Annotated in this window: 16 protein-coding genes and 1 tRNA gene; 7 read left to right on the forward strand and 10 right to left on the reverse strand. The window is 65.4% G+C overall.

The annotated features are described in order from the left end of the window. Window positions 1-58: 58 nt before the first annotated feature. The 7 genes from DL899_RS11260 to DL899_RS11290 form a co-directional block, all read right to left on the reverse strand. Window positions 59-883 (reverse strand): Hint domain-containing protein, encoded by an 825-nt coding sequence (locus DL899_RS11260; RefSeq protein ID WP_338049657.1) that lies wholly within the window; start codon window positions 881-883, stop codon window positions 59-61. Between the two features lie 394 nt (window positions 884-1,277). Next, window positions 1,278-1,736 (reverse strand): arsenate-mycothiol transferase ArsC, encoded by a 459-nt coding sequence (locus DL899_RS11265; protein WP_111734493.1) that lies wholly within the window; start codon window positions 1,734-1,736, stop codon window positions 1,278-1,280. A gap of 7 nt (window positions 1,737-1,743) precedes the next feature. Beyond that, window positions 1,744-2,223: a UPF0262 family protein gene (locus DL899_RS11270; protein WP_111734455.1), complete on the reverse strand. Its 480-nt coding sequence runs from the start codon at window positions 2,221-2,223 to the stop codon at window positions 1,744-1,746. 113 nt (window positions 2,224-2,336) lie between these two features. Next, entirely contained in the window at window positions 2,337-3,641 is a 1,305-nt protein-coding gene (gene hisD / locus DL899_RS11275) for a histidinol dehydrogenase (RefSeq protein WP_111734456.1), read from the reverse strand. 126 nt (window positions 3,642-3,767) lie between these two features. After that, complete coding sequence (locus tag DL899_RS11280) at window positions 3,768-4,238, reverse strand: DUF2948 family protein (RefSeq protein ID WP_111734457.1); 471 nt, start codon at window positions 4,236-4,238, stop codon at window positions 3,768-3,770. Then, window positions 4,235-5,503, reverse strand: coding sequence for a UDP-N-acetylglucosamine 1-carboxyvinyltransferase (murA, locus tag DL899_RS11285; RefSeq protein WP_111734458.1), 1,269 nt, complete (start codon window positions 5,501-5,503; stop codon window positions 4,235-4,237). The genes DL899_RS11280 and murA overlap by 4 nt, the downstream gene beginning before the upstream one ends. Window positions 5,504-5,509: 6 nt before the next feature. Beyond that, window positions 5,510-5,692, reverse strand: coding sequence for a hypothetical protein (locus DL899_RS11290; protein ID WP_111734459.1), 183 nt, complete (start codon window positions 5,690-5,692; stop codon window positions 5,510-5,512). An 87-nt stretch (window positions 5,693-5,779) separates the two neighbouring features. On the opposite strand from DL899_RS11290, the gene DL899_RS11295 reads away from it, so the two are divergent. Then, window positions 5,780-5,854 (forward strand) — tRNA-Thr (locus tag DL899_RS11295). Window positions 5,855-5,936: 82 nt separating this feature from the next. Here DL899_RS11295 and DL899_RS11300 read toward each other — a convergent pair. Beyond that, window positions 5,937-6,743 (reverse strand): outer membrane protein, encoded by an 807-nt coding sequence (locus DL899_RS11300; protein ID WP_162685561.1) that lies wholly within the window; start codon window positions 6,741-6,743, stop codon window positions 5,937-5,939. 299 nt (window positions 6,744-7,042) lie between these two features. Between DL899_RS11300 and DL899_RS11305 the strand changes: the two genes are divergently transcribed. Genes DL899_RS11305 through DL899_RS11330 form a run of 6 tightly spaced genes read left to right on the forward strand, consistent with a single transcriptional unit; the run spans window position 7,043 to window position 13,609 of the window. Further along, window positions 7,043-8,089, forward strand: a complete 1,047-nt coding sequence (locus DL899_RS11305) for a rod shape-determining protein (RefSeq protein WP_111734461.1) — start codon at window positions 7,043-7,045, stop codon at window positions 8,087-8,089. 30 nt (window positions 8,090-8,119) lie between these two features. Then, a complete protein-coding gene (mreC, locus tag DL899_RS11310; RefSeq protein ID WP_111734462.1) occupies window positions 8,120-9,064 on the forward strand; it encodes a rod shape-determining protein MreC in 945 nt (314 codons plus the stop codon). After that, window positions 9,057-9,596, forward strand: coding sequence for a rod shape-determining protein MreD (locus tag DL899_RS11315; RefSeq protein ID WP_111734463.1), 540 nt, complete (start codon window positions 9,057-9,059; stop codon window positions 9,594-9,596). The genes mreC and DL899_RS11315 overlap by 8 nt, the downstream gene beginning before the upstream one ends. Then, window positions 9,593-11,536, forward strand: a complete 1,944-nt coding sequence (gene mrdA / locus DL899_RS11320) for a penicillin-binding protein 2 (RefSeq protein ID WP_111734464.1) — start codon at window positions 9,593-9,595, stop codon at window positions 11,534-11,536. Before DL899_RS11315 ends, mrdA begins: the two co-directional genes overlap by 4 nt. Continuing rightward, window positions 11,533-12,672 (forward strand): rod shape-determining protein RodA, encoded by a 1,140-nt coding sequence (rodA, locus tag DL899_RS11325; RefSeq protein WP_111734465.1) that lies wholly within the window; start codon window positions 11,533-11,535, stop codon window positions 12,670-12,672. Before mrdA ends, rodA begins: the two co-directional genes overlap by 4 nt. 4 nt (window positions 12,673-12,676) lie before the next feature. Then, window positions 12,677-13,609, forward strand: a complete 933-nt coding sequence (locus DL899_RS11330; RefSeq protein WP_111734466.1) for a 2-hydroxyacid dehydrogenase — start codon at window positions 12,677-12,679, stop codon at window positions 13,607-13,609. A gap of 42 nt (window positions 13,610-13,651) precedes the next feature. Here DL899_RS11330 and uvrC read toward each other — a convergent pair whose 3' ends face one another. Both uvrC and DL899_RS11340 read right to left on the reverse strand, forming a co-directional pair. Continuing rightward, window positions 13,652-15,529, reverse strand: a complete 1,878-nt coding sequence (gene uvrC / locus DL899_RS11335; RefSeq protein WP_111734467.1) for an excinuclease ABC subunit UvrC — start codon at window positions 15,527-15,529, stop codon at window positions 13,652-13,654. A gap of 287 nt (window positions 15,530-15,816) precedes the next feature. Then, on the reverse strand, window positions 15,817-16,599 hold the full coding sequence (locus DL899_RS11340) for an SDR family oxidoreductase (protein ID WP_111734468.1): 783 nt from the start codon (window positions 16,597-16,599) through the stop codon (window positions 15,817-15,819). Between the last annotated feature and the right edge of the window lie 6 nt (window positions 16,600-16,605).

The raw sequence follows: 16,605 nt of genomic DNA on the forward strand, positions 1-16,605 counted from the left end.
CCCGCGCGTCGGGGTGTCAACCGCCAAAGCCGCGCCCCGCATGCCCGGGCTGAATGCCTCAGGCGGCCTCGTGCATCAGGATCGCGGCCTCGGATGCGCTGAGGTTGCGGCGGGCAAAGACGCCATAGGCCTCTGGCTGGTGCGCCATCATAGGGTCGATCTCCAGCAGGCGCATACGATCGTCCGGGCTCAGCGTCGACAGCGCGGCCGAGGCGGGGTGAAAGCTTTCGGTCTCGATACCGTTGGCCCACAGCACCTGGTGGCGCGGCAGCAGGATATGGATATAGCTGACCTCGCGCACCCCCATATCGACGGCGATAGAGGTGCCGTTGACCAGGTCCTTGGCCGAAACCAGAACCTCGGGCGTGTTGAACAGCGACCGCGCCACCGCGCCCCGGATCAGCATCCGGTGTTCGGGTGAAACCAGCAGTTCGCGGTCGGGCTGGCCGATGCCCAGCCCGCCGGCACGGATACGCACCGGCCGCAGATGCGGCATGGCAAAGAGCCTGGCCCCGCTCATGCGGCGCTGACCGATCCACAAAGCCGGCTGCGCGCCATTGTCCTTGGTCTGCACGCGGTCGCCCTCGCGCAACTCTTCCACCAGCCGGGGGCCCTGGGGGGTCTCGATCCTGGTGCCGGGAGTAAAACAGATCACACCGCCGGTTTCCGGGCCGGTCGGGTTCTTGGCCAGCGCATCAAGCGAATGATGCACCACCCACAATTCGCGGCCTTCGGGCGGAATATCATCGACGAAAAGCAGCAAGGGCGGCGCCCCACCATCCACCTGCACCACCGAAACGGAATAGGTTTTCAGCCCGTCGGTCACGACAAAACCAATATCGCCCAGCGGTTCCGGCGTGTCGTCATCGATGTCGTCGATCATGGTTGCGTTCGCGGTCGCGGCCCTTACGAGCCGCGAAACCAGTTTCGCCGCGCATTTGCGGCGTGTTGCCTCCCGGTCTGTCGTCTCCAGCCGCAAGATACCGTCCGGCCCATCGACTCTGACGATGTTCCCATGCCACGACCATGCCGCGCCCACCGCAAGAGACTGCAGCGGTGCGGCGCTGAGGCCGTCCAGTTCTGTTTGCGACCAGGAGATGACAAACGCGCCTCGATAGCCCGTTCCCATCGCCTGTAGTCCTGCCTCGTCATATTTTTTTATTGAGTTCAGGATATCAGGTGCGAATCACCCTGTAAACGGCCAGAGTCAATGGGTTTTCAGAATTTCACCCGTAGCTGCACCGAACCCACAGCAAGGCCATGGCGGGCCTTGGCGCTCAGATACCCACATCCGGATCGCCCCAGGTGTCCTTGAGGTGCTTGATGATCTGGTCGCGGGTCTGGCGATAGGCGTTCAGCTTGGCCTCGCGGGTCTCGCCCAGCCCTGTGGGGTCGAGGATCGGCCAATAGACCACGTCGAGATGATAGAGCCGCGTCAGGTCCAGCGCCCTGCGCTGGCTGGCGGGGCTGAGCGCCACGATCACGTCGAAGGACGACAGGTCATCACCCCACTGTTCCATCTCGTCAAAGCTGCGGCTGCGGTGTCGGTCCAGCTCCACCCCCAGCTCGCGGCACACGGCGATGGAAAACCCGTCGATATCGATGTCGCTCTTGACGCCGGCCGACTGCACATAGACGTCGGTGCCGTAGAACTTTTTCATGATCCCCTCGGCCATCGGCGAGCGCACGGCGTTGTGGTCGCAGCAGAACAGCACCGACTGGGGAAGCGCGCGCACCACCGTGTCAGCCCCCGAAATGCAGCACGCAGATGAGGGTGAACAGCCGCCGCGCGGTATCGCTGTCGACCTCGGCCTTGCCCGCCAGCCGTTCCTCGAGCACCCGCGCGCCTTCGTTGTGGATTCCCCGGCGAGCCATGTCGATGGTTTCGATCTGGCCGGGGGGCAGGTTCTTGACCGCGTCGAAATAGCTTTCGCAGATCGCCCAGTAATCCTTGACCACCTGCCGGAAGGGGCTGAGCGACAGGTGAAACTCTGCCGCCGATTCGCCCGCCTCGCTGCGAATGTCGAAAACCAGACGCTTTTCCCGGATCGCCAGCGTCAGCCGATAGGGGCCATCGGGCACGGCTGTGCCATTGCGCGCAGGCAGCGCAAAGGCGTTTTCCTCGATCAGGTCAAACATGGCGACCTTGCGTTCCTGCTCGATCTCGGGCGTCGGTGGCGGCAGGTTGGCGTCGTCGAGTTCGATTTCACAGATGCGGGACATTGGTCGGCCCTCCGGCAATTGTCCGTGGCTGAGTAGCGCAGCCCGCAGCCCGGGGCAATCGGCAAGCCACGCGTGCGCCCGGCCGTGACCGCAGCGTCACGCCTGCGCCGGCCTCAGCCCTCGTTCAGCTTGTCCAGCCGCGCCCGCACGCTCAGCCCGTGCGCCTGCAGGCTTTCCGAGATCGCCAATGTCTCGGCCGCCGGGCCGATGGCGTTCAGCGCCGCCGGGGTCATCCGCGCCAGCGTCGTCCGCTTGAGGAAATCCATCACGCTGAGGCCCGAGGAAAACCGCGCCGAGCGCGCCGTCGGCAAGACATGGTTCGGCCCGCCGACGTAATCGCCGATGGCCTCTGGCGTCCAGGGCCCCAGGAAGATCGCGCCGGCATGGGTGATCCGGTCGGCCAGTGCCTCTGGCTCGGCGACGCACAGTTCCAGGTGCTCGGGCGCGATGCGGTCGGCAAGCCGGGCGGCGGTTTCCAGGTCGGGCACGGTGATCACAGCGCCGAAATCGCGCCAGCTGGCGGCGGCGATGGCGCGGCGTTCCAGCGTCTGCAGCCGCGCCTCGACCGCCCGCGCGACCGCTTTGGCAAAGGCGGGATCGGTGGTGATCAGGATCGACTGTGCGCTTTCGTCGTGTTCGGCCTGGCTGAGCAGGTCCAGCGCGATCCAGTCGGGGTCGTTGTCGCCATCGGCAATGACCAGTATCTCGGACGGTCCGGCGATCATGTCGATGCCGACCCGGCCAAAAACGCGCCGCTTGGCCGCCGCCACATAGGCGTTGCCGGGGCCGGTTATCTTGTCCACCGGGGCGATGGTTTCGGTGCCATAGGCCAGCGCCGCGATGGCCTGCGCGCCACCGATGCGGTAAACCTCGTCCACCCCTGCCAGCCGCGCCGCCAGCAGCACCAGCGGGTTGGCAATACCATCGGGCGTGGGCACGGTGATCGCCAGCCGCCCGACCCCGGCGACCTTGGCAGGAATGGCGTTCATCAGCACCGATGACGGGTAAGAGGCCAGCCCCCCGGGCACGTATAGCCCCGCCGCCGCGACCGGTGTCCAGCGCCAGCCGAGCATTGCGCCCTGCTCATCCGTCCAGCTTTCATCCGTTGGCATCTGGCGGGCGTGGTAGGCGCGGATGCGTTCCTCCGCCAGCTCCAGCGCTGCGCGTTCCTTGGCGCTTACCCCGGCTATAAACGCGTCGATTTCCTTGGGCGCAAAGCGCAACTGCTCAGGTGTCAGCGTCATCCGGTCAAAGCGTTCGGTCAGCTCGATCAGCGCAACATCCCCGCGGGCGCGCACATCGGCGATGATCGCGGCGACCGCGTCATCAACATCGGTGGCCTCTTCGCGCTTGGCGCCCAGCAGGGCAACAAAGGCGGTTTCGAAATCCGCGTCGGCAGAATCCATGAACTGGGGCATCGGACATCCTTTCGCCGCTGTCTTTAGGCGGGCGCTGCGGCGCGCTCAAGGCCCCGGACCAGACACGCGCGTTTTCTTCAAAAGAAAACGCCCCGAAATCCTTGAAGGATTTCGGGGTCGCGCGTTTCAGTCGCCGTGTTCCGGCGCCTTGCCCGATGGCGCCTTGTAGGGGCGGGTCACATCCTTGAGCGTGACATCCAGCGCCTCGACATCCAGCCGGATCGCGCCATCCCCCGCGAGTGTCAGCAGCACCTGCCCGGCGCCGTCTTCGCCCGGCTCGAACGTCACCGACAGAAGCGACATCACAAGGTCCCTGTCGGTGCGGTCAAAGCCCTGGCTGGACACCTTCATCACGTTGTCCACTGCCAGCACCGAACGCACCCGTTCCGGCCCGTGGCGGTCGCGGCCCTGGTCCTCCCACCGGAAACGGTTGAGCAACAGCGCAAAGCGCCGCTCACGCGCGCGCCAGGCCATTTCCGTGGCCGGGAACACCGCATCCTGCGCAAGTGACGAAATGACCTGCAGATCCTCGGCATCCAAGGCCCCAAGGTTGAGCGGCGCCTCGGCGCCCTCTTCGAATCGCGCGTCCTGGCTCACGTTTCACTCACCCTTTCGATCCTGGCGCCCACCGCGCCCAGCTTTTCCTCGACGCTCTCATATCCGCGATCCAGGTGATAGACCCGGTTCACCCGCGTCTCGCCCTCGGCGGACAGCCCGGCCAGGATCAGCGAAACGCTGGCGCGCAGGTCGGTCGCCATCACCGGCGCGCCCTTCAGCCGCTCGACCCCGGTCACCCGCGCGGTGCCGCCATGTACGTCGATCTGTGCCCCCATCCGCATCAGTTCCGGTGCATGCATGAAGCGGTTCTCGAAAATCCGTTCTTCCAGCACGCTGACACCATCAGCGGTGCACATCAGCGCCATCATCTGCGCCTGCAGGTCGGTCGGAAAGCCTGGAAAGGGCGCTGTGACCACATCGACCGATTTCACCCGGCCATTCTTGCGCGCCACCTTTAGCCCGCGCTCGGTCTCTTCGATCGAAATACCGGCCTCGTCCAGCTTTTCGCAGAATGCGCCGATCAGGTCGACGCGCCCGCCAAGGCATTCCACCTCGCCGCCGCAAATGGCCGGCGCTAGCATATAGGTGCCCAGCTCGATACGGTCGGGCACCACCCGGTGCGTGGCGCCGCCCAGCCGGTCAACCCCCTCGATGGTGATGGTTTCGGTGCCTTCGCCCTCGATATGGGCGCCCATCCGGCGCAGGCATTGCGCAAGGTCGACGATCTCGGGCTCGCGCGCCGCGTTTTTCAGCACGGTGGTTCCCTTGGCCAGCGTCGCCGCCATCAGCGCGTTTTCCGTCGCCCCGACCGAGACGAAGGGAAATGCCACCTCGCCCCCCTTCAGCCCGCCACGGGCTGAGGCGTGCACGTAACCGTCGCGCAGTTCCAGCTCTGCGCCCATTGCCTCCAGCGCCTTGAGGTGCAGATCGACAGGGCGCGCGCCGATGGCACAACCACCAGGCAGCGAGACCACCGCCTGCCCCTCGCGCGCCAGAAGCGGACCCAACACCAGGATCGACGCGCGCATCTTGCGCACGATGTCATAGTCGGCAACGTGGCTTTTCAGGTCATGCCCCGACAGCGCCAACACCTGCCCGTCCTGCATCGCCGTGACCTCGGCGCCGAGGCTTTGCAACAGCACGCTCATCGTGCGAATGTCCGACAGGCGTGGCGCGTTGGTCAGCGTCAGCGGTTCTTCGCTCAAAAGCGTCGCCGGCATCAGTGCCAGGCAGGCGTTCTTGGCCCCTGCAATGGGTATGTCGCCCTTCAGCGGCCCGCCGCCTGTCACCAGTATCGAATCCATTCGCCGCTATTCCTTGTCCTTGCCTGCCTCATCCGCCGCACCGCCCTGCCCCGTTCCGGCCCGTGCCCGCATCTGGGCCTTGCGCCGGGCCATATTGGCCTTGAGCGCGGCCTTCAGCCGGTCCTGCCTGTTATCGGATCCGTTTTTCGGGGCGTGGGAATCCGGATTTCGGGGCGTGCGTTCGGTCATGGCGCCTTTCCTACCGCAGGCGCAAATCGCGGTCCAGTTATCCCTTGCGCGCGTGTCCGGAAGCGTCTAATAGGCGCGCCACGGCAGGCTGCTGTAGCTCAGAGGTAGAGCACTCCCTTGGTAAGGGAGAGGTCGAGAGTTCAATTCTCTCCAGCAGCACCATAAATTCCGCGCACGACTTTCGAAGCACGCAGGATATCCTGCGCGAGACGTCACGCGAGACCGGGAACCGGCACCATGCCCTCTAGAATCGGTAGTTCACGCCGATCTTCAGCATGTGAAGGCGGTCGTGGAACTTGAAGGGCTGAAAGCCCGATACGAATGTTCCATAGGTCTTGTTGCCGAAGTCCGAGTAAAGATATTCGGCCTTTACAGAAAATTTCTGGCTGATCGCATGTTCGATGCCGACCCCCAGCGCCCATCCTTGCCGAAGCGAGCTGCCGACACCGGCCTCGTTACCATCAAAGCCCCAACCGCCACCACTGTCCTCGCTGCCGATTCCGTCATATTCGCCACCGCCGTTTTTGATCCGGGCAATTGCCAGGCCGCCCTTGGCATAGATGAGCGTACGGTCCATGCTGTAGCCCAGACGGCCAGTGAGCGCCCCGAAATTACTGTATTTGGTCCGTACGCCGTCATCCCCGTTGATGACGAACGTCTTGTCGATCGAAAGACTGCCCAGCTCGATTTCAGGTCCGTAAACCCAAGCGCCGCTCTGGAAATTGTAGCCCGATGTCAGGCCCCATATCGCGTCTTTCCCCGACAGCGAGAGCGCCGCACCTGGCGTGGAACCGCCGAATTCCTCGCCGGTAATGTCGGTCGATTTAGTCTTGTTCTCGGCCGCGCCGCCGAACAACCCGACGTAGAAGCCGGACCAGTCATAAGAGGTTGCGGCGACGGGCGACGGCGGCACGATTGCCTGAGTCAGGCCCGAGGCGGACGCGGCGGCGGGGGAGAGCAGAGCGATTGCGGCGGCGATGATACGGAGTTTCATTGGTTTCCCCTGTTCGGTTCGGCAGCTCTCGATCACGAGCCTTTCAAGGATCACCATTAGGCAACCGCCTTCCAAAACCCAGCCGGTCAGAGGGCGCAGGGCTGATTTATTAGCGGATAGTTGCCTAATGGCGACGATCACGGGCTTAGAAGAATCCGATTGCCCACGTGGTGGCGGCCGTTGATCTTTTCGTTCGGCATACTCATGCGGCGCCTTGTGGCATTTCCGGCAGATAGACGCCGAATGCAGCAAAAACCGGGCCTTTCGCCCCTCGGTTCCGACCATTATAAGAACTCTCAATACAGCCGCCGACTCGCCGGCCCGCAACCCAATCTGCGACAGGATTCAACGCGCATATGTCGATCTTCGACCACATTCCCGGGCTGTTTTCGTCCGACATGGCCATCGACCTCGGGACCGCGAACACGCTGGTCTATGTCAAGGGCCGTGGCATCATCCTGTCCGAACCTTCGGTGGTGGCCTACCACGTCAAGGACGGGGTCAAGAAGGTGCTGGCGGTAGGCGAGGACGCCAAGTTGATGCTGGGCCGCACGCCCGGCAGCATCGAGGCGATCCGGCCGATGCGTGAAGGCGTGATCGCCGACTTCGACACCGCCGAGGCGATGATCAAGCACTTCATCCGCAAGGTTCACAAGCGCACGACCTTTTCCAAGCCCAAGATCATCGTCTGCGTGCCGCATGGCGCCACCCCGGTGGAAAAGCGCGCCATCCGTCAGTCGGTGCTGTCGGCCGGGGCGCGTCGTGCCGGCCTCATTGCCGAGCCGATCGCGGCGGCCATCGGCGCGGGCATGCCGATCACCGACCCCACCGGCAACATGGTCGTCGACATCGGCGGCGGCACCACCGAGGTCGCGGTGCTCAGCTTGGGCGACATCGTCTATGCCCGTTCGATCCGGGTCGGCGGCGACCGCATGGACGAGGCGATCATCAACTATCTGCGCCGCCAGTTGAACCTGCTGGTGGGCGAATCGACCGCCGAGCGGATCAAGACCTCGATCGGCACCGCGCGCATGCCCGATGACGGGCGCGGCACCTCGATGCAGATCCGAGGCCGCGATCTGTTGAACGGCGTGCCCAAGGAAACCGAGATCACCCAGGCCCAGGTGGCCGAGGCCCTAGCCGAACCGGTGCAGTCGATCTGCGAGGCGGTGATGACCGCGCTGGAAACCACGCCGCCGGACCTGGCCGCCGACATCGTCGACCGAGGCGTGATGCTGACCGGGGGCGGTGCCCTGCTGGGCGACCTGGACCTTGCGCTGCGCGAACAGACCGGGCTGGCGGTGTCCATTGCCGATGACAGCCTCAACTGCGTGGCACTTGGCACCGGCAAGGCGCTGGAGTTTGAAAAACAGCTCCGGCACGCGATAGACTACGACAGCTGACCCACACTGCTTGCGACCGAGGGGCTGCTATTGGCACGGGAGAGACCGCAGGAAGGCGACTATTCCGGCCCGCTGAAGCGCCTGCTGGCGGGCGTGCTGGTCATGTGCCTGATCGGTCTGTTCGTCCTGTGGCGAATCGACAGTCCGCGGGTAGAACGGTTTCGCGCCCAGGTCGTCGACAAGGTGGTTCCCAGCTTTGACTGGGCGATGGCGCCGGTGACCGCGACGGTCAACCTGCTGCGCGATTTCCAAAGCTATCAGCGCATCTACCAGCAAAACCAGGAACTGCGCCGTGAATTGCAACAGATGAAGGCGTGGAAAGAGGCGGCGTTGCAGCTCGAACAGGAAAACGCGCGACTGCTCGACCTCAACAATGTCCAGCTCGACCCGCGGCTGACCTACGTCACCGGCGTGGTGATGGCCGACAGCGGCTCCCCCTTCCGGCAATCGGTGCTGATCAACGTGGGCGCCCGCGACGGCATCGTCGATGGCTGGGCAGCGATGGACGGGCTGGGGCTGGTCGGGCGCATCTCGGGCGTGGGCGAACGCACCTCGCGGGTGATACTGCTGACCGACACCTCCAGCCGCATCGCCGTCACCATCGAACCTTCTGGCCAGCACGCCCTGCTGTCGGGCGACAACAGCCCGGCGCCGGTCGTCAGCTTTCTAGAGGCCCCCGACCAGGTGCGCCCGGGCGACCGGGTCGTTGCCTCGGGCGATGGCGGGGTGTTTCCGGCGGGTCTGCATGTCGGCCGCGTGGCGCGCGACCCCAGCGGGCGGTTGCGCGTGCGGTTGTCGGCCGACTACGAGCGGCTTGAATTCCTGCGCGTGCTCAGAAACTGGGGCGAGGAACAAATCACCGAGCCGGGCGGGCCGGTCACCCCACCGGGGTCACGGCCCATCCCCCTGAGCACGGACCGGGACCGGCCCGACGAAACCGCCGACGAAACGACGCCGGAGGCCGCCGATGGTTGAGCGGGGACCGGCACATCTGTGGTCGATGCGGGCGCTGTTCCTGGCGCTTTGCGGGGTCCTCATGTTCCTGCGGCTGATGCCGCTCGACACCCTGCCGCGCGGCTGGGCCGGCCCTGACCTGATCGTCGCCCTGACCCTTGCCTGGAGCCTGCGACGCCCCGAATATGTGCCGCCGCTACTGATCGCCGCGGTGATACTGCTGACCGACCTGCTGTTTCAGCGCCCGCCGGGGCTGTGGGCGGCGCTGGTGCTGATCGGCAGCCAAGCGCTGAAGGCACGCGCGCAGAACCTGCGCGACCTGACCTTTATGATGGAATGGGCCAGCGTGGCCACGACACTTGTGGCGATGACGCTGGGTTTTCGCATGGTGCTGGGCATCACGCTGGTCGACCAGGCACCGCTGGGGCTGAGCCTGATGGAACTGGTGGCCACGCTGCTGGCCTATCCAGCCGTCGTGTTCGTGTCACATTTCGCCCTTGGCGTGCGCAAGGCCGCGCCCGGCGATCTGGACGCCATGAGGCCACGCGCATGAGACGGCCAACCCGCGACAGCGCCACCAGCCACCGCCGCATCAGTCGGCGCAGCCTGATCCTGGGCGGCGTCATGTCCGCATCCGCCGCGGTTCTGGCACTGCGGATGCGGTTCCTGCAGGTCGAACAGGCCGACCAGTTTCGCCTGCTGGCCGATGAAAACCGGATCAACATCCGTCTGATCCCGCCGGCGCGCGGGCGCATCTTCGACCGCAACGGCGTGATCATCGCCGAAAACGTGCCCAGCTATCGCATCACGCTGGTCCCCGAGGAAACCAGCGACATAGAGGCGGTGATCGACCGGCTGGGGCAGTTGGTCGAACTTGACCCGGACGAGCTGAACCGCGCGCGCCGCGACCTGGAACGCCTGCGCGGCGACACCCCCGTCACCGTGGCTGACCGCGTCAGCTGGGAGGCGATCAGCCGCGTGGCCGTAAACACACCCGCCCTGCCAGGCGTCGCGCCCGAGGTGGGGCTAACGCGCCATTACCCGCACGGCGCGGCCTATGCCCATGTCGTCGGCTATGTCGGCCCGGTCAGCGACCGCGACCTGGAACGGATAGATGCCCCTGACGGGCTGCTGCTGATCCCCCGCTTTCAGATCGGCAAGATCGGGCTGGAGGCCGAACGCGAGGACCTGCTGCGCGGCAAGGCCGGCACCAAGCGCGTCGAGGTCAACGCCACCGGCCGCGTCATGCGCGAGCTTGAGCGCCACGAGGGCACCTCTGGCGCCGACATCCAGCTGACCCTGGACAACGAACTGCAGACCTACGTTCATGCCCGCCTGGGCGACGAAAGCGCGGCGGTGGTGGTGATCGACTGCCAGACCGGCGACATGCTGGCTTGCGCATCCTCCCCCGGCTTCGACCCCAACCTGTTCGTGCGCGGCATCTCGTCGACCGATTACAATGCCCTTTTGGAGAACGAGCGCCGGCCGCTGCCCAACAAGGCGGTGCAGGGCATTTATCCGCCCGGCTCGACCTTCAAGATGGTTACCGCGCTGGCGGCGCTCGAAGATGGCCAGATCGACCCCAACGAAACCGTCTATTGCCCCGGCTATGTCGAGATCAGCAACCGCCGTTTTCACTGTTGGAAACGCTCTGGTCACGGCAATGTCGATCTGCACCGCTCGCTGAGGGAAAGCTGCGACGTCTACTATTACGACCTGGCGCAGCGGGTGGGCATCGAAAAGATATCGGCGATGGCACAGCGGCTGGGCCTGGGCATCGAGTATGACCTGCCGATGACCTCGGTCGCGAAGGGGCTGACGCCCACCAAGGACTGGAAGATCGTAAACCGCGGCGCCGAATGGGTGATCGGCGACAGCGTCAATGCCGCGATCGGCCAAGGCTTCGTTCTGGCGTCACCATTGCAGTTATCGGTGATGGCGGCGCGGCTGGCCACCGGCCGCGCAATCACCCCGCGGCTGATCCGGTCCGTCGACGGGGTCGAGGAGCCCGGCGGCGAGATGCCCGATCTGGGCCTGAACCCCAACATGCTGAATGAGGTGCGCCGCGCGATGTTCGCGGTCAGCAACAGCCGCCGCGGCACCGCCTATTCCAACCGCATCATCGCAGACGGCTACCGCATGGCCGGCAAGACCGGCACCAGCCAGGTGCGCAACATCTCGACGGGCGAACGCGCCTCGGGCGTGCGCAGCAATGCCGATCTGCCCTGGCGTCAGCGCGACCACGCCCTGTTCGTCGACTTCGCCCCCTATGAGGCGCCGCGCGTCGCGGTGTCCGTGGTGGTGGAACACGGCGGCGGCGGATCGTCAGTCGCCGCCCCGATCGCGCGCGACATTACCCTGCAGGCGCTATACGGCGGCGATCCGCCGCTTGATGCCTACCCGGCCAAGGACCGCGGTCGCATCAGGACACAGCAGGAACAGCTGCGCCAGTACCGGCCCGCCGGCGGCACGCAGAAGCGTGGCCGCGCATGAGTTACCTGGAGTATTCCGTCAGGACCACGCCGACGGGGCTGCGCAAGGTGCTCCATTTCAACTGGGCGCTGGCACTGTTGCTGACCACTGTCGCGGGGATCGGTTTCCTGATGCTCTACTCGGTCGCGGGCGGATCGTTCTCGCCCTGGGCCGAGCCGCAGATGAAACGCTTTGCCATCGGTTTCGTGGCGATGTTCGCCATCGGCATGGTTCCGATCTGGTTCTGGCGCAACATGTCCGCGCTGGCATACTTGGGCGCCGTGCTGCTGCTGGTCGCGGTGGTGTTCTTCGGCGTCGAGGGCAAGGGCGCCCAGCGTTGGATAGACATCGGGTTCATGCGCCTGCAGCCATCCGAGTTGATGAAGGTCGCGCTGGTGATGGGGCTTGCCGCCTATTACGACTGGCTGCAAATGTCGCGGGTGTCGCGCCCCTTTTGGGTGCTGATCCCGGCGGTGATGATCCTGGTTCCGGTCGCGCTGGTGCTGCGCCAGCCCGACCTGGGCACCTCGATCCTGCTGATTGCGGGCGGCGGGGCGATGATGTTCATGGCCGGGGTGCACTGGGCCTATTTCGCAGTTGTCATCGCCGCGCTGGTCGGGCTGGTCACCGCTGTATTTCAAAGCCGCGGCACCGACTGGCAGCTTCTGGCCGATTATCAGTACCGGCGCATCGACACGTTTCTGGACCCCGCCTCTGACCCGCTGGGGGCTGGTTATCACATCACCCAGTCCAAGATCGCGCTTGGTTCCGGCGGCTGGACAGGGCGGGGGTTCATGCAGGGCACGCAGTCGCGGCTGAACTTTCTGCCCGAAAAGCACACCGATTTCATCTTTACCACCCTGGCCGAGGAATTCGGCTTTGTCGGTGCCGTGTCTCTGCTGGCGCTTTATGCGCTGATCGTTTTCTTCTGCGTCGCCTCGGCGCTCAAGAACCGCGACCGGTTCTCGTCGCTGCTGACGCTGGGCATGGCGGTTACGTTCTTCCTGTTCTTCGCCGTCAACATGGCGATGGTGACGGGGCTGGCGCCCGTGGTCGGCGTGCCGCTGCCGCTGGTCAGCTATGGCGGCTCGGCGATGCTGATCCTGATGCTGGGGTTCGGCCTGGTGCAAAGCGCGCACGTCCACAGACCGAGGTGATGCGATGACGCTCAACGTATTGTTCGCGGGCCGCCCCGAAAGGTGGGACGAATACGAACCTGCGCTGACAACCGCCCTGGCCGAGGCAGGGCTGAACACCCGACTGGCCACCGACATCCCGCCGGGCGAGGTGGATTACATCGTCTATGCCCCCAACGGCCCGGTCAGCGATTTCCGCCCCTTCACCCGCGCCAGAGCGGTACTAAGTCTCTGGGCCGGGGTGGAAACCATCGTCGACAATCCCACCCTGACCCAGCCGCTGTGCCGGATGGTCGATGAGGGGCTGAGGCTGGGCATGGCCGAATGGGTGGCGGGGCACGCGCTGCGCCATCATCTGGGCACCGACCTGGACGTCCGCCGCGCCCCCGGCGACTGGACCCAACGCACCCCGCCACTGGCAAGGGAGCGGCCGGTCACCATCCTGGGGCTGGGCGAGTTGGGCCAGACGGCAGCGCAGATACTGACGGGCATCGGCTTTCCGGTAGCGGGGTGGAGCCGGACACCAAAGGACATCCCCGGCATCACCTGCCTGCCCGGGCCCGATGGGCTGAAACAGGCGCTGGCCAGCGCGCAGATCCTGGTGCTGCTGCTGCCCGACACGCCCGAGACAACAACTATCCTGAACGCCCGCACGCTGGCGCTGCTGCCCCGTGGCGCGTTCATCCTGAATCCGGGGCGCGGGCCGCTGATCGACGACGACGCGCTGATCGCGGCGCTCGACAGCGGGCAGGTTGCCCATGCCACGCTGGACGTCTTCCGGAAAGAACCACTGCCGGAAGACCACCCCTTTTGGCGCCACCCGCACGTCACCGTCACGCCCCATATCGCGGCCGATACGCGGCCCAAAACCGCCGCGCGCGTCATCGCCGAGAACATCCGCCGCTCCGAGGCGGGCGAGCCGCTGTTGCACCTGGTCGATCGCGCACACGGGTACTGAGCGGGCGGGAGTTGAATACCCCAATGACTTTTGATCGCCGCCCTACCCTTTTTCGTGGAAAAAATCGTAGAGCTTCTGCGCCAGCCCGGCCGAGATGCCCTCGACCGCCTTGAGATCAGCCAGCGCCGCGCGGCTGACCGCCTTGGCCGACCCGAAATGTGCCAAAAGCGCTCGCTTGCGCGCCGCGCCCACGCCCGGCACCTCATCCAGCGGCGAGGCCGTGATCCCCTTTGACCGCTTCGCCCGGTGGGTGCCGATGGCAAAGCGGTGCGCCTCGTCGCGCAGGCGCTGGATGAAATACAGCACCGGGTCGTTGCGCCTCAGCGCCATGGGCCGCTGCCCGGCGCGGTGGAACTCTTCCTTGCCGTGATCGCGGTCGATGCCCTTGGCCACACCCACCACGGGGATATCGGCCACGCCCAGGTCGCGCATGATCTCGACCGCCGCGCTGATCTGCCCGGCACCGCCGTCGATCAACAGCAGGTCGGGCCATTGCCCCTCTTTCCGGTCGGGGCTGTCCTTGAGCAACCGCTTGAAGCGCCGCTCCAGCATCTCTTTCATCATCCCGAAATCGTCGCCCGGCGTCAGCGCATCGCCACGGATGTTGAACTTGCGGTATTGCGACTTGATGAACCCCTCGGGCCCGGCCACGATCATCGCGCCCACCGCATCGCTGCCCTGGATGTGGCTGTTGTCATAGACCTCAATCCGCGCCGGCGGCTCGTCCAGGCCGAACGCGTCCGCCAGTCCCTGCAGCAGCCGCGCCTGTGTCGCCGTCTCGGCCATCCGGCGCGCCAGGCTTTCGCGCGCGTTGCGCAGCGCGCCCTCGACCAGCTCCGCCTTTTCGCCGCGCCTGGGCACCAGCAATTCAACCTTGCCGCCGCGCCGGCCCGTCAGCGCTTGGGTCATCAGGTCGGGATTGGCCGGCTCATGCGACAGGATCACCTGCCGGGGCGGTTCCTTGTTGTCATAGAACTGGCCCAGAAACGCCTCCAGCACCTCGGATTCCTCAACGTCGGGGCCAACGCGCGGATAGAAATCCCGGTTGCCCCAGTTCTGCCCCGCCCGAATGAAAAACACCTGCACGCAGGCCAGCCCGTTTTCCAGATTCAGCGCCACGATGTCGGCGTCGGTCACGGTACGCGGGTTGATGCCCTGGGCGGTCTGCACCTGGGTCAACGCCTGGATGCGGTCGCGCAGGGCGGCCGCGCGTTCGAATTCCAGCGCCTCGGAGGCGGCCCTCATTTCGGCCTTCAGCCGGCCCTGCAACTCGGTTGAGCGGCCCGACAGGTAACGCTTGGCATCGGTCACCTGGCGGGCATATTCGTCCTTTGTCACATAGCCCACGCAAGGCGCGGTGCAGCGCTTGATCTGGTATTGCAGGCAGGGACGGGTGCGGCTTTCAAAGACCGAATTCGAGCAGTTGCGCAACTGAAAGACCTTTTGCAGTTGCGCCAGCGTCCGGTTCACCGCACCGGCCCCCGCGAACGGCCCGTAAAATGTGCCCTTTCCGGTTTTGGCGCCGCGGTGCTTCCTGATCATGGGGAAATCGTGGTCGGTGACGATGATGCTGGGAAAGCTCTTGTCGTCGCGCAGCAGCACGTTGTAGCGCGGCTTGAGCTGCTTGATCAGGTTCTGTTCCAGCAGCAGCGCCTCTGTCTCGGTCGCCGTGGTCAGGAACATCATCGAGGCAGTTTCGGAAATCATCCGCGCGATCCGCGCGGTGTGGCCCGTCGGGCGCGCATAGCTCGACACCCGCGCGCGCAGGTTGCGCGCCTTGCCGACATAAAGCACCCGCGCCTTTGCATCGAGCATCCGGTAAACCCCGGGCGAGGCGTCGAGCGTCTTGAGATACGCCCGAATCACGGTATGGCCGGTTTCGGCCTTGTCGGGGGCTGTATCGGGGTCGGGCCGCTTCATTGTGCAGTTTTCCTGATTCTCTCGCTCTCGCTGCAACCTTAACGGGCCGCAATCAAGAGCAAAGCTGTCCACGATTCCTGTGGATAACCCTGCAGATAACTTTGCAAGACCCTGAAATTTTCATTGTTTTCGGCCCGCTTCCCTGACTTGCCCAAAAAATGGGCACCTTTTCAACATGTTGATTTTGCCGGAAAAATTTCTGGGCTGCCAGCAAAATACTGAAAAGGTTAAAGATTTCGTAACGGGTTCGTGACAGCAGCGCGACCGGTGCACAACTCGGCTGCCGATCACGGCTCGACCCCCAGGATATCAGGGGTCCGCCAGGCGAGGTGCTGCCCCCCATCGACGCAGATCAATTGCCCCGTAACCGCCCGCGCGCGCAGCAGATATGCCAGCGCCGCGGTAATATCCTCGCTCGCCACTCCGCGCTCCAGCACGGTGGCGCGCCGCTGCCGGCGGAAATGCTCGTCGCTCTGGCGGTGGCCCTGCAGGGTCGGACCCGGGCCGATGGCGTTGACCCGGATGCGCGGCGCCAGCGCCTGCGCAGCGGTGCGGGTCAGCGCCCAGAGCCCCATCTTTGCAATGGTATAGCTCATGAATTCGGGCGTCAACTTGCGCACGCGCTGGTCGATCATGTTGACCACCAGCCCGCGCGCGACCGGCTCGCCGTTCTCGTCGTTCTCGGGGTCGGGCACCTGCGCGGCCAGCGCCTGGGTCAGCACGAAGGGGGCCCGCAGGTTGCTTTCCATGTGCCGGTCCCAGCTTTCGCGGGTGGCGGTGTCGAGGCGGTCATGTTCGAAGATCGACGCATTGTTGACCAGCACCAGCACCGGCCCGCCTAGCGCCTCGGCCGCGCGCGGCAGCAGCGTCTGCACCTGCGCCTCGTCCAGCAGGTCGGCCCCCAGCGCCACGGCAGCGCGTCCCAGCGACCGGATCTCGGCAACCACCTCACCCGCGTCCTCGGCCGAGGTGGCGTAGTGAACCGCAACGTCATACCCTTGCTGCGCCAGTTCCAGCGCCATTGCCCGGCCCAACCGCCGGCCCGCGCCGGTCACCAGTGCCCGCGTCATCTGTTC

Source organism: Roseovarius amoyensis (genome assembly GCF_003260265.1).
GTDB lineage: Bacteria > Pseudomonadota > Alphaproteobacteria > Rhodobacterales > Rhodobacteraceae > Roseovarius > Roseovarius amoyensis.